Origin of the sequence: Janibacter sp. RAF52 (genome assembly GCF_052114035.1) — a bacterium.
Taxonomy (GTDB): Bacteria; Actinomycetota; Actinomycetes; order Actinomycetales; family Dermatophilaceae; genus Janibacter; species Janibacter hoylei.
This window is the reverse complement of the sequence record NZ_JBFRDY010000004.1, coordinates 196,730-216,656: the sequence shown is the minus strand read 5'-3', so window position 1 is coordinate 216,656 and position 19,927 is coordinate 196,730. Positions and strand designations below refer to the sequence as shown.

Annotated in this window: 16 protein-coding genes; 6 read left to right on the top strand and 10 right to left on the bottom strand. The window is 72.4% G+C overall.

All coding sequences use genetic code 11. The features are described from left to right. Positions 1–16: 16 nt before the first annotated feature. On the bottom strand, positions 17–3,271 hold the full coding sequence (locus tag AB4Y78_RS07780; RefSeq protein WP_441713656.1) for an ATP-dependent helicase: 3,255 nt from the start codon (positions 3,269–3,271) through the stop codon (positions 17–19). Further along, positions 3,268–6,423 (bottom strand): ATP-dependent helicase, encoded by a 3,156-nt coding sequence (locus AB4Y78_RS07775; protein ID WP_441713655.1) that lies wholly within the window; start codon positions 6,421–6,423, stop codon positions 3,268–3,270. The genes AB4Y78_RS07780 and AB4Y78_RS07775 overlap by 4 nt, the downstream gene beginning before the upstream one ends. A 123-nt stretch (positions 6,424–6,546) precedes the next feature. Between AB4Y78_RS07775 and AB4Y78_RS07770 the strand changes: the two genes are divergently transcribed. The 3 genes from AB4Y78_RS07770 to AB4Y78_RS07760 all read left to right on the top strand — a co-directional run bounded on the left by AB4Y78_RS07770 (position 6,547) and on the right by AB4Y78_RS07760 (position 7,883). Further along, positions 6,547–7,209 (top strand): TetR/AcrR family transcriptional regulator, encoded by a 663-nt coding sequence (locus AB4Y78_RS07770; protein WP_441713654.1) that lies wholly within the window; start codon positions 6,547–6,549, stop codon positions 7,207–7,209. A gap of 4 nt (positions 7,210–7,213) precedes the next feature. Next, complete coding sequence (locus AB4Y78_RS07765; RefSeq protein WP_282071557.1) at positions 7,214–7,471, top strand: DUF3107 domain-containing protein; 258 nt, start codon at positions 7,214–7,216, stop codon at positions 7,469–7,471. A gap of 160 nt (positions 7,472–7,631) precedes the next feature. Further along, complete coding sequence (locus tag AB4Y78_RS07760; protein WP_007929482.1) at positions 7,632–7,883, top strand: GlsB/YeaQ/YmgE family stress response membrane protein; 252 nt, start codon at positions 7,632–7,634, stop codon at positions 7,881–7,883. Positions 7,884–7,948: 65 nt separating this feature from the next. On the opposite strand, the gene AB4Y78_RS07755 is transcribed toward AB4Y78_RS07760, so the two are convergent. Further along, positions 7,949–8,650: a ferritin-like domain-containing protein gene (locus AB4Y78_RS07755; protein ID WP_259908700.1), complete on the bottom strand. Its 702-nt coding sequence runs from the start codon at positions 8,648–8,650 to the stop codon at positions 7,949–7,951. 217 nt (positions 8,651–8,867) lie between these two features. On the opposite strand from AB4Y78_RS07755, the gene AB4Y78_RS07750 reads away from it, so the two are divergent. Next, positions 8,868–10,421, top strand: coding sequence for a DEAD/DEAH box helicase (locus AB4Y78_RS07750; RefSeq protein ID WP_306512681.1), 1,554 nt, complete (start codon positions 8,868–8,870; stop codon positions 10,419–10,421). Between the two features lie 38 nt (positions 10,422–10,459). On the opposite strand, the gene AB4Y78_RS07745 is transcribed toward AB4Y78_RS07750, so the two are convergent. The 3 genes from AB4Y78_RS07745 to AB4Y78_RS07735 all read right to left on the bottom strand — a co-directional run bounded on the left by AB4Y78_RS07745 (position 10,460) and on the right by AB4Y78_RS07735 (position 13,130). Next, positions 10,460–11,272 (bottom strand): ParA family protein, encoded by an 813-nt coding sequence (locus AB4Y78_RS07745; RefSeq protein ID WP_441713653.1) that lies wholly within the window; start codon positions 11,270–11,272, stop codon positions 10,460–10,462. Positions 11,273–11,306: 34 nt separating this feature from the next. Beyond that, the gene (locus AB4Y78_RS07740) at positions 11,307–12,152 is read right to left on the bottom strand and encodes a PHP domain-containing protein (RefSeq protein ID WP_441713652.1); all 846 of its coding nucleotides are present in this window, start codon (positions 12,150–12,152) and stop codon (positions 11,307–11,309) included. Positions 12,153–12,344: 192 nt separating this feature from the next. After that, a complete protein-coding gene (locus tag AB4Y78_RS07735) occupies positions 12,345–13,130 on the bottom strand; it encodes an enoyl-CoA hydratase/isomerase family protein (protein ID WP_441713651.1) in 786 nt (261 codons plus the stop codon). 55 nt (positions 13,131–13,185) lie between these two features. Between AB4Y78_RS07735 and AB4Y78_RS07730 the strand changes: the two genes are divergently transcribed. Both AB4Y78_RS07730 and AB4Y78_RS07725 read left to right on the top strand, forming a co-directional pair. After that, a complete protein-coding gene (locus AB4Y78_RS07730) occupies positions 13,186–14,688 on the top strand; it encodes an aminopeptidase P family protein (protein WP_007929494.1) in 1,503 nt (500 codons plus the stop codon). A 275-nt stretch (positions 14,689–14,963) separates the two neighbouring features. Continuing rightward, on the top strand, positions 14,964–16,016 hold the full coding sequence (locus AB4Y78_RS07725) for a MaoC family dehydratase (RefSeq protein WP_441713650.1): 1,053 nt from the start codon (positions 14,964–14,966) through the stop codon (positions 16,014–16,016). Between the two features lie 117 nt (positions 16,017–16,133). Here the strand turns inward: AB4Y78_RS07725 and AB4Y78_RS07720 are convergent, their stop codons facing one another. The 4 genes from AB4Y78_RS07720 to AB4Y78_RS07705 form a co-directional block, all read right to left on the bottom strand. Continuing rightward, positions 16,134–17,057, bottom strand: a complete 924-nt coding sequence (locus AB4Y78_RS07720; protein ID WP_259908707.1) for a type IV toxin-antitoxin system AbiEi family antitoxin domain-containing protein — start codon at positions 17,055–17,057, stop codon at positions 16,134–16,136. Between the two features lie 163 nt (positions 17,058–17,220). Then, complete coding sequence (locus AB4Y78_RS07715) at positions 17,221–17,961, bottom strand: PIG-L deacetylase family protein (RefSeq protein WP_387355001.1); 741 nt, start codon at positions 17,959–17,961, stop codon at positions 17,221–17,223. 18 nt (positions 17,962–17,979) lie between these two features. Beyond that, on the bottom strand, positions 17,980–18,564 hold the full coding sequence (locus tag AB4Y78_RS07710; protein ID WP_128277385.1) for a general stress protein: 585 nt from the start codon (positions 18,562–18,564) through the stop codon (positions 17,980–17,982). Between the two features lie 109 nt (positions 18,565–18,673). After that, a complete protein-coding gene (locus AB4Y78_RS07705; protein WP_259908709.1) occupies positions 18,674–19,876 on the bottom strand; it encodes an acyl-CoA dehydrogenase family protein in 1,203 nt (400 codons plus the stop codon). Positions 19,877–19,927: the final 51 nt, after the last annotated feature.

The following is a 19,927-nucleotide window of genomic DNA, read 5'->3' as shown; positions in this document are numbered from 1 at the left end:
CGGCGCGGCCGGCGCGTCAGGCGACGACCTCCCCGAGCAGCGTCACGAGTTCGTGCTGGTCGAGCAGGCGCGGGCGGATGGTATCGCCGGTCGCGGCGTGGAAGAAGGCTCCTCGCACCCGCTGCGGGTCGACCCCCCGCCACCGGGCGTAGGCGATGCGGTAGGCGGACAGCTGCACGGCCCGCACGGCGCCCTCTCCCCCACGGGGCGGACGCCCGGTCTTCCAGTCGACGACCGTCACCCCGCCGTCGTCATCGGCGAAGACCGCGTCGACCCGACCGCGGATCGCGTGGCCGCCGAGCACGATCTCGAGCGAGAGCTCGACCTCGACCGGCACCCGGTCAGCCCACTCGCTCGCGAGGAAGTGCTCCTGCATCGCGGTCAGGTCGGCGTCCCCGAGCGACTCGTCGGCGCTGCCGGGCAGCTCGAGGATGTCGACGAGGCCGGCGCGGGCGTAGTGCTCCTCGACCCATGCGTGGAAGGTCGTGCCCCGGCGCCCCGCGACCTGCGGCGGCTGTGGCATGGGGCGGCGCAGGTCGAGCGCGAAGGCCGACGCGTCACGGGCCAGCGAGACCAGCTGCGAGGTCGACAGGTGCGCCGGCAGCTCGACGCCCACGTCGGCCTCACGCGCCCGGCGCCGGGCCTCCCGCTCGGCGAGCAGCACCCGCATCATGTCGTCGAGCTCGTCCTGCCCCGGCTCGTCCACCTCGAGGTCACCCGCGCCACTCAGCTCCATCCTCGCCGCTGCGGCCTCGAGCCCCGGCCGCCCGGGTGCAGGGTCACCAGCGGGCCACACGACCTGGCGCTCGACGGCCAGCGCCGGGTTGGTCGCCTCGGCGGTCTCGGGCATGTCGGCCCAGTCGAGCACTTCGACGGGCCCGGCCTCCCGCGCCTCGTCGAGGAAGCGTGAGGGCACACGCGGCTGCTGCCCCGTCGCCCCCCATACCCACGAGCCGAGCAGCAGCTGGCTGCGGGCCCGGGTGAAGGCGACGTAGGCCAGCCGGCGCTCCTCGAGCAGGCCGTGGTCGCCGTTGGCCGCCCGGTACCGCTTGAGTTCGTCCTGCAGCGGCTTGACCTCCCCGAGCGAGAGGTCGAGCTGCGGCAGACCCGCGCGGTCCCCGCGGAGCGGGAAGGGCACCCCGTCGAGCCCGGTGATCCAGCCCGAGTCGTTGACCTGCCCGACGCTCCACCGCCCGTCCTTGAAGGTCGAGCGCGACAGGTGCGTGGGGAAGACGCCCTCGGAGAGCCCCGGCACGGCGACGACGTCCCACTCGAGCCCCTTCGCCGCGTGGCAGGTGAGGATCTGGACGGCCGCCTTGGTCGGCTCGACGACCGGCTTCTCCAGCCCGCGCTCCTGCTGCACCGCAGCCTCGATCCAGTCGATGAAGCCACCGAGCGTCGGTCGGTCGGCGCTCGCGGCGAACTGCGCCGCCACGTCCGCGAAGGCGTCGAGGTGCGCCCGCGCCGCCCCCGGTGACCAGTCCGGTCGTGCGAGGACCTCGATGTCGACCCCGAGCTCGCGCTCGGCCTCGCCGACGAGGTCGGGCAGCGGCATCCCCGCCTGCCGACGCAGGCGGGCGACCATGCCCGCGATGTGCTGCAGCCTCCGCAGCGCCGTCTCGGAGATGCTCTGGCCGTCATCACCGCGCCACCCCGGCTCGGGCAGCCGGTCGAGGGCGTCGATGATCGTCACCGCGTCGTCGGGCCCCGGCGGGGCGGCGTCGTCGCCGAGCTCGGCTCGCGCCTGCCGCGCGAGGTGACGCGCCCAGGCCCCGAGCCCGTCGAGGTCCGCCGGCCCGAGCAGACCGGGCGGGCCGGTGAGCAGCCGCATGAGCCGGTCGCCGCGAGCGGGGTCCTGCACGACGGTGAGCAGCGAGATGACATCGGCGACCTCCGGCGTGAGGAGCAGCCCACCCAGACCGACGACCTCGTGCGGGATGTTGCGGGCGGCGAGCGCCTCCGCGACGAGGGTGAACTGGCTGCGCTTGCGACACAGCACCGCCGCCGTGCGCCGCCCGTCGCCACGTCGTGCGGCGATCCAGTCGGCGATCTGCGCCGCCTCGTCGTGCGCGGTCTCGACCCGCAGCGCCTGCACCTGCCCGCGGCCGGCCCCCGGCCGAGCACGAAGGGGGGTCACCGGCACCCCCGTCACCGCCCCGAGGGGCCCGGCGACGGCATTGGCGACGGCGAGGATCGACTCGTCGTTGCGCCAGCTCGTCGACAGGTGCTTGACGGGAGCGGCCTCCCCTTCGGTGGCGAAGGCCTGCGGGAAGGTCGCCAGGGTCGTCGAGCTGGCACCCCGCCAGGCGTAGATCGACTGGTGCGGGTCGCCGACGGCGGTGACGGCAGCGGGGGCCTGCCCCTGCGGGGCGAAGAGCTCGCGCATGAGCACGAGCTGGGCCTCGGAAGTGTCCTGGAACTCGTCGAGGAGCACGACGCGGAAGCGCTCGCGCTCGGCGCTCCCGATGTCGGGGAAGCGGGTGGCCAGCGCTGCCGCCAGGGCCATCTGGTCGGAGAAGTCCATGACCGAGCGCTCCCGCTTGATCTCGCGGTAGCGCTCGACGATCGGCAGGACGAGCCGCTGCTGCTCCATCGGCGTGATGACCTTGCCGGTGAAGTCCTTGGTGAAGCCCTTGCCCGTCGCGCCGACCGTCGCGAGGTACCCGAGCGTGCGGCCGGCGAAGTCGTCGACGTCCGCCGGGGTCAGCAGGTGCTCCGCGAGCTCACCGGCGAGCGACACCACGGCATTGGTCACCGTCGACTCGGTCTTGTCGATGTCGGCCATCGGACCGTCCCACGCGACGACGACCTCGTGCGCGAGCTGCCAGGTCGCAGCCTCCGAGAGCAACCGGGAGTCCTTTTCGTAGCCCAGCCGCAGCGCGCCCTCGCGGACGAGCCGCCCGGCGTAGGCGTGGTAGGTCGAGATCGTCGGGGCACCCCCGAGGCCGTCGGCCTCGCTCTCCTGCGGCGGCGACCACAGCCCGGCCGACTCGAGCGTCGCCAGGCGGCGGCCGACGCGCTCGGCGAGCTCGCCCGCCGCCTTGCGGGTGAAGGTCAGGCCGAGCACCTGCTCGGGGGCGACGAGGTGGTTGGCGACGAGCCAGACGACGCGCGCGGTCATCGTCTCGGTCTTGCCCGAGCCGGCCCCGGCGACGACGAGCAGCGGCTCCAGCGGAGCCTCGATGATCTCGCGCTGCTCGTCGGTCGGCGGGTGCTCCTGGCCGAGGGCGCGAGAGAGCTCGACGGCACTGATGCGGGGCGGGGTGGTCATCGCAGCCGCCCTCCTTCCTCGTGGGCGGGGCAGGACGAGCGGACCGGGCAGATGCGGCACCGGTTGTCCTCGGGCGAGGCGACGAAGGTCGCCGCGGCCATCCCCTCGGCCGTGTCGGTGATGAGGTCGTGGAAGTGGCGGGGGTCGTCCCCTTCGCCGATCGGGGGCTGCTCCTGCACCGCATTGCGCCCCGTGCGGGCCCGGCCGAGGTGGACGAGGGCCGCTCCGGCGCCGTCGCGGCCGTGCTCGGCGAAGCCGCCCTCCGCGATCGCCACCTGGTACGACCCCAGCTGGGGGTGCTCCAGCAGGTCGGCGGCCGTGGGCGCCGAAGCCCCGGTCTTGTAGTCGATGACCCGCAGCCGACCCTCGGCGTCGGCCTCGAGCCGGTCGACGCTGCCGCTGAGCACCGCCCGCCCGAGCTCGACCCTGAAGCGTGTCTCCGTGGCGACGGGCCGCCAGCCCTCGACGCTCGCCCTCCGGTGGTACTCGTCGAGCCAGTGCACCATTGCGCGCGCCCGCTCGAGCTTCTGGTCCGTCACCCAGCCGGGTGCCATGCCGAGCTCGGGCCAGCGCCGCTGCAGCTCCTCGACGAAAGCCTCCTCGCCGGCGTCGCCGAGCTCGTGGGCGATGTCGTGGACGAGGGAGCCAACCTCCTGCGAGACGCTGCTCGGCCCGTCACCGCCGGCGGACTGCAGCAGCCAGCGCAGCGAGCACTCGCCGAACTGCGCGACCTTGGAGGGGCTGACCCGCGCCGGGTCCTCGGGTCCGCGCAGCGCGCGGGTGTCACTGAGGTCGCGCAGCGCCCACCAGGTCGCCGGCGAGGCCCCCGGTACCCCGACTGCCGCCAGGTGGGACAGCCGCGCGACGGCGCGGGCGACGATCTCGGGCTCCTTGTGGGCCAGTCGCTGCCGCAGCACCGCGACGAGGCCGGTGAGGTCGAGGGGAGCGGGCACGTCGGTCGGCTCACGGCGCGCGCCCTCCTCGTCCGGCGGGTCGACGAGGTCGAGGTAGACGGAGGGCTGCTCGTCCTCCGCGGCCACCGCGGTGACGACCACGTGGTGGCTCGCCCGCGTCAGCGCGACGTGGAAGAGGCGGGTCTCGTCGTGCCGGACCGCCGCCGCGGCGCCCGCGCCGGTGCGGTCACGCCCGGTGACGACGTCGACGAGGCGCTCCGAGCCGAGCAGGGACCCGCGCAGCCGCAGGTCGGGCCACACCCCCTCCTGCACCCCGGCGACGACGACCGTGTGCCACTCGTTGCCGGCCGCGGTCTGCGGAGTGACGAGCGCGACGGCGTCGGGGTCGGGGCTGCGGGCCGCGAGCGAGTCGGCGGCGACGGCTTGGCCGGCGACGGCGTCGAGGAAGGCGTCGGGGCCCGACCCGGGGAGCGCGTCCTGGTGCGCCGCCGCAGCATCGAAGAGCGCGACGACGGCGTCGAGCGCCCGGTCGGCGCGGGCACCGGCCGCACCGCCGGCGAGCGCGGTGGCTCGCCAGGCATCGGCGACGCCGGCGGCCTGCCACAGCTCCCACAGGACGAGCTCGGCGCTCACCCCCTTCGCCCATCCGGGTCCGTCGTCCGAGGTGACCGCGGCCGCGCGCCCCGCCGCGAGGACACGGGCGAGGCGGTGCAAGGGCTCCGCGTCGTCGCCGAGGTGGGCGAGGCGGTCGGGGTCGAGGACGAGCTCACCGAGCAGGTCATCGCTCGTCCGCGAGCCACCTGCGGCCAGCTCCTCCTGCCGCAGCGTGCGGCGCAGCCGGCGCACGGCGACCGTGTCGGCCGCGACGAGCGGGCTCGCGAGCAGGTCGACCACGTCGGCCGCGGGCACCGACTCCAGCTGCCCCCGGGCGAGCTCGACGCAGATCCCGAGCAGGTGGAGCAGCGGGCGCGCGCTCGGCTCGTCGCGCACCGGCACGCGGTGGGCGTCGCCGAGCACCGGCACACCCCGGGCCGCGAGCACCCGGCGCAGCGTGGACTGCCGCGCGGCGCCCCGCACGACGACGGCCATCCGGTGCCACGGGACCCCGCGCAGCAGGTGCGCCTCCCGCAGCCGGTGCGCGACGAAGGCCGCCTCCTGCGCGCTCGAGTGGAGCACGTGGGCCTCGACCTCTCCCCCGGGTGCCGCCGGGCTCGCCCCGCGCTGGCGCCCGCCGCCGAGCGCAGCGATCTTGGGGACCACGCGCGCTGCGGCAGCGTGGACCCGCTCGGGCAGGCGGTGGCCCTGACCGAGCACGTGGGTGGTCGTCGCGCGTCCGGGCCAGTCGTCGACAAGGTGGTGCGGGTCGGCCCCGCGGAAGCCCTGGACCGTCGCGTCGGGGTCACCGACGAGCACGAGGTCGAGCCCCTGACCGGTGAGCGCGCGCAGCAGCCGCGCGCCGGGGGCGGTCAGCTCGTGGGCGTCGTCGACGACGACCGACCGCAGCCCGGCGCGCACGCGCTCCCGGGCGTCGGGATCGTCCTCGAGCAGCTCGGCGGCCGCGGTGAGCACCCAGGCCGGGTCGAAGGCTCCCGGGCGCGAGAGGGCGGTCACCTCGTCGTACTCGCGGGCGACCTGCGCCGCCGCGACCCACTCGGGTCGGCCGTGCTCGCGACCCAGCGCCTCGAGGTCGTCCGGCGAGACGCCGTGCTCGATGGCGCGCATGAGCAGGTCGCGCAGCTCTTCGCGGAAACCGCGCGTCGTCAGCGCGTCGGCGAGGTCGTCGGGCCACCGCGGACCGGAGCCGCTCTCGCGGTGCCCGGCGAGCAGCTCGCCGAGCACGAGGTCCTGCTCCGCGCCGGAGAGCAGGCGCGGGGCGGGCAGGCCCTGGAGCGCCGCGTGCTGCCGCAGCACCGCGAAGCCGAGCGACTGCATCGTGCGGGCCATCGGCTCGGTCGTCGCGCCGGTCAGCCCCGCGGTGACGGCGTCGCGGGCCGCGGCTGCCGAGAGCCGCGTCGCGGCGACGAGCAGCACCTCCCCCGGCCCGCCCGCGCCCTGCGCGACCCGGTCGAGCACCGCGGCCACGGCCACCGTCGTCTTGCCCGTGCCCGGCCCGCCGAGCACGCGCACGACGTCTGCGCGGGCGGCGACCGCGGCCGCCTGGTCGGCGTCGAGGTCGGGCGCCTGCGACCCCGGCAGGGTCGAGGGGCGCAGGAGCACTCGGGGCAGGTGGTCGGTCACGTCCCCATCCCACCACCCGACCCCGACAGCCGGCCCCACCACCCGGACCGTCGCCCGGCTGTCGCTACCCACAGGTAGGATCGTGTGACCCACCACACGGTGGGACGACTCCCGGAGGACTGCATGAGCTCGACCACGTCCGGTACCCGCGTCCAGCGGATGCCGCGTGCCCAACGACGCGCCCAGCTGCTCGAGGCGGCGCTGACCATCTTCGTCTCCAAGGGCTACCACTCGGCCGCGATGGAGGACATCGCCGAGGAGGCAGGGGTCTCCAAGCCGGTGCTGTACCAGCACTTCCCGGGCAAGCTCGAGCTCTACCTCGCGCTCCTGGACAACCAGTGCGACCACCTCGAGGGGCTCGTGCTCGAGGCGCTCAACTCGAGCGACGACCACGAGGAGCGGGTCTACGCGACCGTGCTCGCCTTCTTCGAGTTCGTCGCGGACGAGGGTGGGGCCTTCCGCCTCATCTACGAGTCGGACCTGACCAACGAGCCGCAGGTGAGGCACCGCATCGACGCGCTCGAGGCCCAGCTCGGCGAGGCGATGGCGCAGCGGATCATCCAGGACACGCCGCTGCCCATGGAGCTGGCCGAGATGCTCGGCCTCGCGTTGGCCGGTGCGGCCCAGGTCATGGCCCGCACCTGGCTCGCGCACGGCGCCCACTTCCCCAAGGAGGTCGCGGCGCAGGCCGCCGGCCACCTCGCGTGGCGCGGGCTCGGCTCCTTCCCCGTCAACCGCATGGGCGCGCCCGTCGACCCCGGCACCGACAGCCCGCAGGCTGGCTGACACGATGAGAGTGACTGCACGCACCGACAGCGAAGGAGTGACCGTGGAGGTCAAGATCGGTATCCAGAACGTGGCCCGCGAGGTCGTCATCGAGGCGACCGGCTCCGAGGCCGACATCGAGGCGGCCGTGCGGTCGGCCCTCGACGGCGGGCCGCTGGTGCTCACCGACGACAAGGGTCGTCGCGTCATGGTCCCCGCCGGCGCCCTCGGCTACGTCGAGGTGGGCGAGCCGTCTCGCGGTCGGGTCGGCTTCGGCGCCTGATCCCCGGTCGTCGTCACGACGTGACAATGACAGTCGTCAGATCGTGACTTCCTGAGAGTCGTCACACGGGCCACATGCGTATATGTTGGGCACGGAGCCCGCACGGGCTAACCAGAGCGCGTCCGCTCACCCCTGTCGGACGCAGAAGGAGTGAACGACTGTGTGGACCATCATCGTCACCGTCATCGTCGGCGCCATCATCGGCGCCCTGGCCCGCTTGGTCCTGCCGGGCAAGCAGAACATCTCGACACTGGTCACCGTCGTCCTGGGTGTCCTGGGTGCACTGGCCGGCTCGATCATCGTCAACGGCACGAAGACCGACTTCAGCTTCGTCGCCGTGATCGTCGGTGTGATCGCCGCGGCCGTCCTCATCGTGCTCTACGGCATGATCATGGGCCGCAAGCAGGTCTGATCTCGCACCACGACGAAGGGGGCCCCGCCAGCCGGCGGGGCCCCCTTCGTCGTGCACGGGGTTGGTCAGGCCGCCAGGCCCAGCCTGCCCATCCGCAGCTCGTGGCGGTCGGTGAGCCGCTGCATGAGCTGGCCGACCTCCTCGAGGGTGGCACCGGGGCGGTCGTGGCTCAGGCCGAGGACGAGCTCGCTGAGCGCCTCGCGCTGCGCCGCGACGACCTGCCCCTGGGTCAGTGCCTCACCCATGAGACGGCGGCCCCACAGGGCCAGCGGGCCGCCGCGACGGGGGTCCTCGCGGATGCCGGCGCGCACCGCCGAGACGATCGTGTCGACCGCCTTGCCGTCGCTGCTCGCCCGCTGGACCACCTCGCGCGAGGCGGGGTCGACGTAGCGGGCGATCTCGACGAAGAAGTCGTTGGCGATCCCGTCCCCGATGTAGGCCTTGACCATGCCCTCGAGCAGGTTCCGCGGCCGGGTGCGGGCGTGGTACGACTCGAAGGCGTCCTCGAAGGGCGCCATCGCGGCCACCGGGTCCTCGCCGAGCTGCACGATCCGCTCGCTGATGAGCTCGTGGTTGGTGAACTCCTTGACGGCCATCCCCGCGAGCGCCCGCTTCAGGCGCAGGTCGCGTGCCATCTCGGAGTCGGCCGCCATCCGGGTGAAGCCGGAGATCGTCCCGTAGGCGATGGCGCCGAGGAGCTCGACCGTGCCCTCTCGCTCACGCTCGCCGAGACCGTCGGGGGACGAAGGGGGTGCCTGCTCGCTCATGCGCGCCAGCCTAGTGCCGACCGTCGTCGTTTCGGCCGGGGCATGGGGTGGCGGGTAGCATGACGACGACCAGCGGTGCCCGGTCGGCATCCACTCCATGACCGGACGAGACGTCCGGCCGCGGTCGCCCCCCTTCGTGGCGGACCGCACTGCAGACCTCCGATCGGCCCGTGCCACCCACGGCGACCACGCCGTCCCACGCTGATCGAGAGACTGCATGTCCGAGACCACCACGCCCACGAGCCCGCTCGACGCCGCCGAGCGCGAGGCCGTCCAGGCCACGCCCGACATCGAGGGCACCGCGCCCGAGGCCGCGGAGCAGACCTTCGGCGACTTCGACGTCCACCCCGAGATCGTCGCCGCCCTGGCCGACGCCGGCATCATCCACCCCTTCCCCATCCAGGCGATGACGCTGCCGGTCGCGCTCGGTGGGCATGACATCATCGGCCAGGCCAAGACGGGCACGGGCAAGACGCTCGGCTTCGGCGTCCCGATGCTCAACCGGATCGACCTCGAGTCCGACGACCCCCGCCCGCAGGCCCTCGCCGTCGCCCCGACCCGCGAGCTCGCGAGCCAGGTCGCCGCCGATCTCGAGCGCGCCGGCAAGCGCCTGGGGATCAAGGTGCTCACCGTCTACGGCGGCCGGGCCTACGAGCCCCAGATCGAGGCGCTCAAGCAGGGCGTCCACGTCGTCGTCGGCACCCCCGGTCGACTCATCGACCTGGCGCAGCAGGGTCACCTCGACCTGTCGGCGACCAAGACCGTCGTCCTCGACGAGGCCGACGAGATGCTCGACCTCGGCTTCCTGCCCGATGTCGAGAAGATCATGGCGATGACCTCCCCGGCCCGCCACACGATGCTCTTCTCCGCGACCATGCCCGGCGCGATCGTCGCCCTGGCCCGCCGCTACATGACGCAGCCGACCCACATCCGCGCGATGAGCGAGGACGGCGAGGGTGACAGCCACACCGTCAAGGCGATCGAGCAGTTCGTCTACCGCGCGCACGCGATGGACAAGGTCGAGATGCTCTCGCGGATCCTCCAGGCCAAGGACCGCGGGCTGACGATCATCTTCTCCCGCACCAAGCGCACCGCGGCCAAGGTCGCCGACGAGCTCACCGAGCGCGGTTTCGCCGCAGCGTCGATCCACGGTGACCTCGGGCAGGGTGCCCGCGAGCAGGCGCTGCGCGCCTTCCGCAACGGCAAGGTCGACGTCCTCGTCGCCACCGACGTCGCCGCCCGCGGCATCGACGTCACCAACGTGACGCACGTCGTCAACTACCAGTGCCCCGACGACGAGAAGACCTACGTCCACCGCATCGGCCGCACCGGCCGCGCGGGCAACACGGGTGTCGCCGTGACCTTCGTCGACTGGGACGACGAGACGAAGTGGGCGGTCATCAACCGTCAGCTCGACCTCGGCATCCCCGAGGCGGTCGAGACCTACTCCTCCAGCCCGCACCTCTACACCGACCTCGACATCCCCGAGGGCACCAAGGGGCGCCTCCCCCGCGCGCAGCGCACCCGCGAGGGCCTGGACGCCGAGCGCATCGAGGACCTCGGCGAGACCGGCAAGTCCGGTGGCCGGCGCTCCGGTGGTGGGCGCGGCGGCAACGGTGGCGGCCGTGGCACCGGCGGTGGCCGTGGCGGCGAGCGCGCCGGCGGTCAGGGCGAGGCGAAGGGGGACGGTGACCGGCCCCGTCGCCGCAACCGCAACCGTCGTCGCACCCGCGGTGGCCAGTCGCAGACCCAGGGCGGCGGCGAGAGCTGAGGCTCTCCCCCCTTCGCTCCGCGCGAAGGGGGGACCCCTCAGATCGCGGCGAGGATCGCCTCGGTGACCTCGCGGTAGGCCTGAGCGCCCTTGCTGGAGCGGGCGGTGTCGAGGATCGAGCGTCCGGCGGCGGGCGCCTCCGCGAAACGCACCGTCCGCGGGATCGGCGGCGAGAGCACCGGCAGCTTGTAGCGGGTGCCGAGGTCGTCGAGGACCTCGCGCGCGTGGTTGGAGCGGCCGTCGTACATCGTCGGCAGGATGCCGATGGTCTTGAGCTTCTTGTTGAGCAGCTTCTTGACGTCCCGGACCGTGTCGAGCAGCTGACCGACGCCGCGGTGGCTGAGCATCTCGGCCTGCATCGGGATGATCAGGCCGGTCGCGGCCGTGAGGGCACCGAGGGTGAGCACGCCGAGGCTCGGGCTGCAGTCGAGGAGGATGACGTCGTAGTCCTCGCGGATCTCCTCGAGGGCCGACTGGAGGACGAACTCGCGCCCGGGGCGGGTGAGCAGCTGGGCCTCGGCGCCGGCGAGCTCGATCGTCGAGGGCAGCAGGTCGACCCCTTCGCTCGCCTCGAGGATCGCGTCGGCGATCTCCGCCTGGCCGAGGACGACCTCGTGCACCGACAGCTCGACGAGGTCGGGATCGATCCCGAGACTGAAGGTCAGGCTCGCCTGCGGGTCAAGGTCGACGAGGAGCACGCGCTTGCCGAGCTCGGCCATCGCGGCACCGATCGAGGCCACCGACGTCGTCTTGGCGACGCCACCCTTCTGGTTTGCGACGGCGATGATCGCCGCCTTCTTCGCTCGTGCCACCGTGCGCCCTCCCGTGCCGCTGCTGGATGCTGCGGTCATCCTCGCACTCCGCGGGCGTCGATGCGGCGTCGGCTCAGCGCAGGACGGGTGTGATGCCCGCGGCGACGGCCTCGATGCGCTCGAGGGACTCCGGTGACGTCGTGTTTTCTCCGAGCCGGTTGGTCTTGCCGTCGCCGTGGAAGTCGCTGCTGCCCGTCGGCACGAGGTCGTGCCGGGCCGCAAGCTGCCGGGCGAAGGCTCGCCCGTCGTCGTCGTGGTCACGGTGGTCGACCTCGATGCCGACGAGCCCGGCGTCGACGAGCTGGGCGACGTCGTCGGCGTCCAGGGCACGCTGGCGCTGCGTCGCGAAGGGGTGGGCCACGACCGGCACCCCTCCGGCGGTCCGCACGAGGCGCACCGCCTCGGTCGTGTCGACCGCGTAGTGCGGCTCGTAGTAGGCGGACCCGTTGTGCAGCCAGCGGGTAAAGACCTCGTTGCGATCGACCGCGAGACCGTTGGCGACGAGGGCGTCGGCCAGGTGGGGGCGGCCGAGCGCGGCCCCCTCCTCGACCTGGGCGAGCACGTCCTCCCAGGTCACGGCGAAGCCGTCCTCGGCCATGTGCTCGACGATGCGACGAAGGCGGGGGACCCGGTCCTCGCGCATCCGCCGCATCTCCTCGGCGAGGGCCTGGTCAGCGGGGTCGAAGAGGTAGGCGAGCAGGTGCACCGACCGGCCCCGGTGCCGGGTCGACAGCTCGGCGCCACGCACGAGCGCCACGCCGTGGCGGGCGGCCGCCTCGGCGGCTTCCTCCCAGCCCGCCGTGGTGTCGTGGTCGGTGATCGCCAGCGTCGTCAGGCCCCCTTCGACCGCCTGCCGGAGCAGCTCGGCCGGCGCATCGGTGCCGTCGCTGCGGGAACTGTGGGTGTGCAGGTCGATCACATGACCACCTTAGGCCCGTCCGCCGCCCGCCGGGTGACCTTCCTCCCGCCGCGCCCGGCCTCCGTGCGTATTTCCCTAGGGAAATGCGGCCCCCGTGCGCATYTCCCTAGGGAAATKCGGCCCCCGTGSGYATTWCCCTAGGGAGATGCGGCCTCCGTGCGTATTTCCCTAGGGAAATGACAGCGAAGGGGGTCAGCCCAGGCCGGGCCAGACGGGCCTGCGCTTCTCGGCGAAGGCGCGCACGCCCTCCACCCGGTCGGGGCTGAAGGCGGTGTCGTGCCAGCGGGCGTCCTCGATGTCGAGCCCCTCGTCCAGGCCCACCTCGATCCCGTCGCGCATCGCGGCCTTGGCATTGCGCACCCCGACCGGCGAGTGCTCGGCGATCGTGCTCGCCAGGGCGAGGGACTCCCCCTTCGCGTCGTCGACGAAACGGTCGACCAGGCCGAGCCGCAGGGCCTCCTCGCCACCGATCCGGCGCGCGGTGAAGATCAGGTCCGCCGCCCGCGACCACCCGATGCGTCGGGTCATCAGCTGGGTGCCGCCACCACCGGGGATGACGCCCACGGAGACCTCGGGCAGTGCGAAGAGCGCCCGCGGGCCGGCGACGATGAGATCGCACGCCAGGGCCAGCTCGCAGCCGCCGCCCATCGCGTAGCCGTCGACCGCGGCGATCGTCGGCACCGGAAGGTCGAGCAGCGCGCGGTAGGCCAGCCGGTTGCCCGGCCGCTGGGCTCGCAACTGCTCGTCGGTCAGGCCGTTGCGCTCCTTGAGGTCCGCCCCGACGCAGAAGGCCTTGTCGTGGCTCGACGTGAGCACCACCGCGCGCACGGAGGTGTCGTCCGCGAGCGCGGCACCGGCCGCGGTGAGCGCCGTCGCCATCTGCGTGGAGACGGCATTCATCGCCTCGGGCCGGTCGAGGACGACCTCGACGACGCCGGAGTCGTGACGGTCGATGCGGATGAGCGGAGTCTCGATCATGGAGCCATTCAAGCGCACGTGAGGACGGTCACCACCGGGATGAGACGATGGCCGGATGAGCGAGGAGCAGCAGCAGGCCGACAACCGCAAGCGACCGACGACCGACGAGTTCCGCGCCTTCGTCGCCGAGGACTGGGCGCCCCGGTCCGACGATCGCCCCGCCCTCACCGAGGCCGCCGAGCGCGCGGCCGAGCGTCGCGCCGCGGTCTCCGCCACCCACGACGGCGAGCGCCTCGTCGTCCCCGCCGGTGGTCTCAAGGTCCGCAGCAACGACTGCGACTACGTCTTCCGCCCGCACTCGGCCTTCGCCCACCTCACCGGGCTGGGCGCCGACCGCGAACCCGACGCCGTCCTCGTCATGGAGCCGCTCGGCGCGCCGGGCGAGCAGGCCGGGCACGAAGCCGTCCTGTACTTCCGCCCGCTCGCCCCGCGCGACTCCGAGGAGTTCTTCGGCGACGCCCGGTACGGCGAGTTCTGGGTCGGTGCGCGCCCCTCGATCGAGGACGTCGAGTCCGAGCTCGGCCTGACCGGCCGGCACGTCGACCAGCTCGAGGACGCCGTCGGCAAGGACGCGGGTCAGGTCACCGTGCGCCTGGTGCGCGACGCAGACCGCGACCTCACCGCCCGCCTGGACACGGTGCGCGCCCAGGCCGGCGCCGACACCGACACGCTCGCCGAGGGCGATGCCGCGCTGGCCCACGACCTGTCCCACCTGCGGATGGTCAAGGACGCGTGGGAGGTGCAGCAGATGCAGCAGGCCGTCGACGCCACGCGCGTCGGCTTCGAGGCCGTCATCCGCGAGCTGCCCACGCTGCCCGACCGCGGCCGCGGCGAGCGCTGGGTCGAGGGCACCTTCGGCCTGCACGCCCGCCACCAGGGCAACGGCGTCGGCTACGACTCGATCTGCGCCTCCGGCGACCACGCCAACACGCTGCACTGGATCAAGAACGATGGTGACGTCAAGGACGGGGACCTCATCCTCCTCGATGCCGGGGTGGAGCTCGACTCCCTCTTCACCGCCGACATCACCCGCACGCTGCCGGTGAGCGGCACCTTCTCGCCCACCCAGCGCGAGGTCCACGAGGCCGTCGCCGCCGCGCAGGCCGCCGGCATCGCCGCGGTCAAGCCGGGCAACAAGTTTTCCGACGTGCACGCTGCCGCGATCCGCGTCATCGCCGAGCACCTCCACGGCTGGGGGCTGCTGCCCGAAGGTGTCTCCGTCGAGGACACCCTCGACACCGACCACGGCCAGTACCACCGCCGCTGGATGGTCCACGGCACGAGCCACCACCTCGGTATCGACGTCCACGACTGCGCGCTCGCGACCCGTGAGGAGTACATGGACGCCGAGCTGCAGCCGGGCATGGTCCTCACGGTCGAGCCCGGTCTGTACTTCAAGGCCGACGACCTCAAGGTCCCCGAGCGCTTCCGCGGCATCGGTGTGCGTCTCGAGGACGACGTCGTCGTCACCGAGGACGGCTGCCGCAACCTCTCCGGCGACTGGCCGCACACCGCCGACGAGGTCGAGGCCTGGATCGCGGACGTCCAGAGCCGCTGAGCCAGCTGGCCGCGGTCCTGGTCCTGATGGCCGGGAGATCCTGAGATGGCCGGCCGGTGACGGGTCTCCCTTCGAGACGGTCGCGGGGCGACCTCCTCAGGGAGCGGGGAGATGCCGCGAGGCGACCTCCGGGTCCCGAGGAGGCGCGCCAGCGCCGTCTCGAGGGGCAGGGAGCGGGAGGTGTGGCGGGGTCAACAGCCGGACGGGCAGACCACCACCGGGGCGAAGGGGGAAGATGGCCCCGACCCCCTTCGCCCACCGAAAGGCCCGCGCACATGTCGACCAAGACGGTCCCCGGCAACTACTTCGAGGACTTCTCGATCGGGCAGGAGATCCGGCACGCGACGCCGCGCACGGTGACCGAGGGCGACATCGCGCTCTACACCGGCCTCTACGGCCCGCGCTTCGCGGCGACGAGCGCGGCGACCTTCGCCGAGGCGATGGGCTTCGAGCGGATGCCGGTCGACTCCCTGCTCGCCTTCCACCTCGTCTTCGGCAAGTCGGTGCCCGACATCAGCCTCAACGCCGTGGCCAACCTCGGCTACGCAGGCGGTCGCTTCGGGGCGCCGCTGCACGTCGGCGACACGGTGACGACGACCTCGACCGTCATCGGCCTGAAGGAGAACTCCAACGGCCGCACCGGCGTCGTCTACGTCAACTCCGTGGGCGTCAACCAGCGCGGCGAGATGGTCGTCGACTACGTCCGCTGGGTCATGGTCAACAAGCAGGACGCGGCCTCCCCCGCCCCCGAGACGGTCGTCCCCGACCTGCCGGGCGCCGTTGCGGCAGAGGACCTCCTCGTCCCCTTCGACCTCACCGGCCGCGACTACGACGTCGAGCTCGCGGGCTCCCCCTTCCTCTGGGGTGACTACGAGGTCGGCGAGCGGATCGACCACGTCGACGGCATGACGATCGAGGAGTCGGACCACATGCTGGCCACGCGGCTCTACCAGAACACGGCGAAGGTCCACTTCAACCAGCACGCCCAGTCGCAGGCGAAGATCGGGCGCCGCCTCATCTACGGCGGCCACATCATCAGCCTCGCGCGCGCCCTGTCCTTCAACGGCCTGGCCAACGGCCAGCTCATCGCGGCGATCAACGCCGGCGCGCACGCCAACCCGACCTTCGCCGGCGACACGATCTACGCCTGGTCCGAGGTCCTCGAGCGCATCGAGCTGCCCGGCCGCACCGACGTCGGCGCGCTGCGCCTGCGCACGGTCGCCACGAAGGACACCCCGTGCGCGGACTTCCCCTACAAGGGCGAGGACGGCAAATACCTGCCCGAGGTCGTCCTCGACCTCGACTACACGGTGCTCATCCCCCGCTGAGCGAAGGGGGCACCACCTCCCGACGTGCGGGGCCTCCCCTTCGCCCCCTGCTCGCTGTGAGGACGCAGATATCGACTCCGGACGCAGCAATACCCGCGTCCGGAGTCGATTGCTGCGTCAACGTCGCCGAGCGACGCGCTGTCGGGCCGACTCGACCAACGCGCGGATCCGCTCCGGGTGGTCCAGGTCCGACCACACGAGCCGGATGACGACGCACCCGGCGGCCGTGAGCCGCTCCTCGCGGCGCTTCTCCTTGGCCAACGCCTCGCGCCCGTCCGCGCCCTCGTACTTGACCATCCCGTCGAACTCCACGACCACGGCATCGTCGATGAGGAAGTCCACCCGACCGATGAACCCCTCGGCATCGTGCAGCCGCACCTGGCTGGCCGGTGCGTAGCCGAGATCCTCGAGGATCACCCGCGTACGGGTCTCGCCCACGGACTCACATGCCCTGTCGGCTCTGGCGAGCACCGCGTCGAACCGGGCCCGACCCAGCCCACCGGGCGCCAGCGCGTCACCCGCGGCGCGGACCCCCGACACCGTGCACATCCGCTCGTGCAGCGCGTGGTCGAGCGGGACGAGTGCTGCCACCGGCCCGTGCCGCGCGGCGACCTGGGCCACTGCCTCGCCGATACCCACCGCCCGGAACCCCCCGATGTTCACCGGCTCGAGTCCCTCCGGAGCGGCGTGCACGCGCAGTCCCGACACAGTCCGGGTGCGGGACACGTCCGCCATGACGTCGACGATGTCCCGCGGCACGCCCCAGATCGGCAGGCCGTGCAAGGCCAGGGCGCTCTGGTGGCTGGCGACATCCCTCGGTCGGGCACGCAGCACGGCCCGGGTGCGCAGGGCGAGCCGCTCGGAGGGGCGGGCCCCGTACCACAGGTCAGCCAGGACGTAGGCATCGCGCCGCACCCTGACGACCTGCCCTCGCCGGATCGCAGCCCTGACCGCGGACTCCCCCAGCAGACAGGCCCGCACGTCCTGCCACGTGAAGACACCGCCCTGCCGCATCGCGCGTTCCCTGAGCTCGTGGTCCACCGTGCGATCGTCGCGCAGACGCCGTCGACGCCCGGCCAGATATCCACAGGTGGGCGGGCTCGCCCCGATCAGGACGTACACATCGACTCCGGACGCAGCAATAACCGCGTCCGGAGTCGATACGTGCGTCCGGGCCAGCGCGAAGGGAGCGTGGCCCCGGCCTTCAGCGCTGGAAGACCTCGAGCAGCAGGGCGTGCTCGACGGCCGGGTCCGCGACGGCCTCACCGCCGCCCCCGAGGATGCCGCCGAGCAGCTGCGCGGGCTCCGGGAAGTCGTCGGGCAGCGCGGCGTTGTAGAGCCGGTGCTCCTCGAGCGACTCGATCGCGTCGTCGAGGTGGCCGGTGACGTCGACGAAGTGCGTGGGCCGCTGACTGCCGCCGACCGCGAGCAGCCGGACGTGCCAGGGCTCGAGGCCGTCGTCGACGAGCTCGGGGAAGATCCAGCGGTTGCCGGCGTCGGCGCACGCGTCGACGGTGGCCAGGCCCACGGCCCGGTGGTCGGCCTGGTTGAGGACCCCGCCGGGGAAGGTGACGGCGAAGGTCGTGCCGATCACGAGGTCGGGGCGGGCCCGACGGATCGCCGAGGCGATGTCGCGCCGCAGGGTCAGGCCGTACTCGATGGTCCCGTCGGAGTGGTCGCCGAACTCGACCTCCTCGACACCGACGACGGCCGCGCTCGCGCGTTCCTCGTCGGCGCGGGCGGGCGCGGCGTCGACCGGGGCCATGGTGTCGATGCCCGCCTCACCACGGGTCAGCAGGAAGTAGCGCACGCGTTTGCCCGCGGCGGTCCACTTGGCGATGGCGGCTGCGGTGCCGTACTCGATGTCGTCGGGGTGGGCGACGACGCACAGCACGGAGTCGAAGGTGGTCTCGTCGAGGGCGGCCAGGGCGGGCTCGGTGCTCACACCGACGACGCTAGTGGGTCACTGGGCCGAGCTGGGACCGCCACGCTGCTCGCGCTCGTACTGCGCCCGCGCCTGCTCCTGGTTGCGCCGCAGCTGCTCCTGCGCCGCACGCATCGGGTCGAGCTCGGCCATGAGCTCGCGCCCCCGCTGCACGTGCTTGTGCTCGCACAGCACCTCGTAGCGGCTGGCGACGACCTGGCTGATCGACGTGAAGTCACGTCGCCCGCCCGTCGAGCGGTACCCGAGCCAGGCCCACACGGCACCGAAGACGGCACCCATGGCCATCGTCGAGAGCATCCGCGGGAGGAGGCCGTCGCTCCCTTCGAACATCGCGAAGATCAGCCCGACGAAGACACCGATCCAGATGCCCGAGAGCAGGCCGCCGACGACGACCTTGCCGGTCGTGAGGCGTCCCCGGACCCGCTCGACCTGCTTGAGGTCGGTGCCGACGATCATGACGTCCTGCACCGGGAAGTCCTTGTCGGCGAGGAAGTCGACCGCCCGCTGCGCCTCGGCGTAGGAGTCATGGGTGCCCAGCGACATCGGGTAGTCCAGCCCGAGCTGATTTTCGAGGAAGGCGGACATCTGGGGCTGGGTGCTCATGGGTCCAGTCTCCCACCCCGTCGCCGCGGCCCGAAATGCCGGGCGTGATGACGACGGGGGCTGGCCGTCACCCTGACGGCCAGCCCCCGTCGACGGAGCGACCCCGTCGTCATCCCTTGAGCTTGTAGTCCTTGAGGATGCTCTTGCCGATGATCATCTTCTGGATCTCGGCGGTGCCCTCACCGATGAGCAGCATCGGGGCCTCGCGGTAGATCCGCTCGATCTCGTACTCCTTGGAGTACCCGAAGCCACCGTGGATGCGGAAGGACTGGTTCACCACGTCGGCGCAGTACTCGGCCGCCATGTACTTCGCGATGCCGGCCTCGAGGTCGTTGCGCTCGCCCTTGTCCTTCAGGCGCGCGGCCTTGACCATCAGCTGGTGAGAGGCCTCGACCTTGCTCGCCATGTCAGCGATGCGGAAGAGGATGGCCTGGTGGTCGACGATCTTCTTGCCGAAGGTCTCGCGCTGCTGGGCGTAGGAGACACCGAGCTCGAAGGCGCGCATCGCCAGGCCGCAGGCGCGGGCGGCGACGTTGACGCGGCCGACCTCGACGCCGTCCATCATCTGGTAGAAGCCCTTGCCCGGCTCGCCGCCGAGGATCTGGGCGGTCGTCGTCTTGTGGCCCTCGAGGACGAGCTCGGTCGTGTCGACGCCCTTGTAACCCATCTTGTCGATCTTGCCCGGGACGGTGACGCCCTGGGCGGTCTCGCCGAAGCCCTCGGTCTTGTCGATGAGGAAGGTCGTCATGTTCTTGTGCGGGCTGTCGTGGCCGAGGTCGGTCTTGACGAGCACCGCGACGAGGTTGGCGGAGGCGCCGTTGGTCAGCCACATCTTCTGACCGTTGATCGTCCAGTCGTCGCTGTCGCCGTCGCGCACGGCCTTGGTCTTGATGCCGGCGACGTCGGAGCCGAGCCCCGGCTCGCTCATCGAGAAGGCGCCGCGGATCTCGCCCGTGGCCATCTTCGGCAGGTAGTGCTGCTTCTGCTCCTCGGTGCCGTGCTTGAGGATCATGTAGGCGACGATGAAGTGGGTGTTGATGATGCCGGAGACCGGCATCCAGCCGCGCGCGATCTCCTCGACGCACAGCGCGTAGGTGAGCAGCGACTCTCCGAGACCACCGAACTCCTCGGGGATCATCAGGCCGAAGATCCCCATCTCCTTCATCTGGTCGACGATCTTCTGCGGGTACTCGTCGGCGTGCTCGAGCTCCTGCGCGACCGGGATGATCTGCTCGTCGACGAACTCCTTGACCAGGCCCAGCAGGTCGACCTGCTCCTCGGTCAGTCCGTCGGTCGTCTGCAGTCGGGACATGCGTCCACCTTTGCTCTCGTGGTTCTGCGGGATCCGGGTCAGTATCCCAGC

Coding starts and splice junctions, on each gene's coding strand:
- AB4Y78_RS07745 (WP_441713653.1), bottom strand. CDS start 11,272: ATGACCGCAGCATCCAGCAGCGGCACGGGAGGGCGCACGGTGGCACGA.
- AB4Y78_RS07780 (WP_441713656.1), bottom strand. CDS start 3,271: ATGACCACCCCGCCCCGCATCAGTGCCGTCGAGCTCTCTCGCGCCCTC.
- AB4Y78_RS07750 (WP_306512681.1), top strand. CDS start 8,868: ATGTCCGAGACCACCACGCCCACGAGCCCGCTCGACGCCGCCGAGCGC.
- AB4Y78_RS07755 (WP_259908700.1), bottom strand. CDS start 8,650: ATGAGCGAGCAGGCACCCCCTTCGTCCCCCGACGGTCTCGGCGAGCGT.
- AB4Y78_RS07770 (WP_441713654.1), top strand. CDS start 6,547: ATGAGCTCGACCACGTCCGGTACCCGCGTCCAGCGGATGCCGCGTGCC.
- AB4Y78_RS07735 (WP_441713651.1), bottom strand. CDS start 13,130: ATGATCGAGACTCCGCTCATCCGCATCGACCGTCACGACTCCGGCGTC.
- AB4Y78_RS07725 (WP_441713650.1), top strand. CDS start 14,964: ATGTCGACCAAGACGGTCCCCGGCAACTACTTCGAGGACTTCTCGATC.
- AB4Y78_RS07765 (WP_282071557.1), top strand. CDS start 7,214: ATGAGAGTGACTGCACGCACCGACAGCGAAGGAGTGACCGTGGAGGTC.
- AB4Y78_RS07710 (WP_128277385.1), bottom strand. CDS start 18,564: ATGAGCACCCAGCCCCAGATGTCCGCCTTCCTCGAAAATCAGCTCGGG.
- AB4Y78_RS07730 (WP_007929494.1), top strand. CDS start 13,186: ATGAGCGAGGAGCAGCAGCAGGCCGACAACCGCAAGCGACCGACGACC.
- AB4Y78_RS07705 (WP_259908709.1), bottom strand. CDS start 19,876: ATGTCCCGACTGCAGACGACCGACGGACTGACCGAGGAGCAGGTCGAC.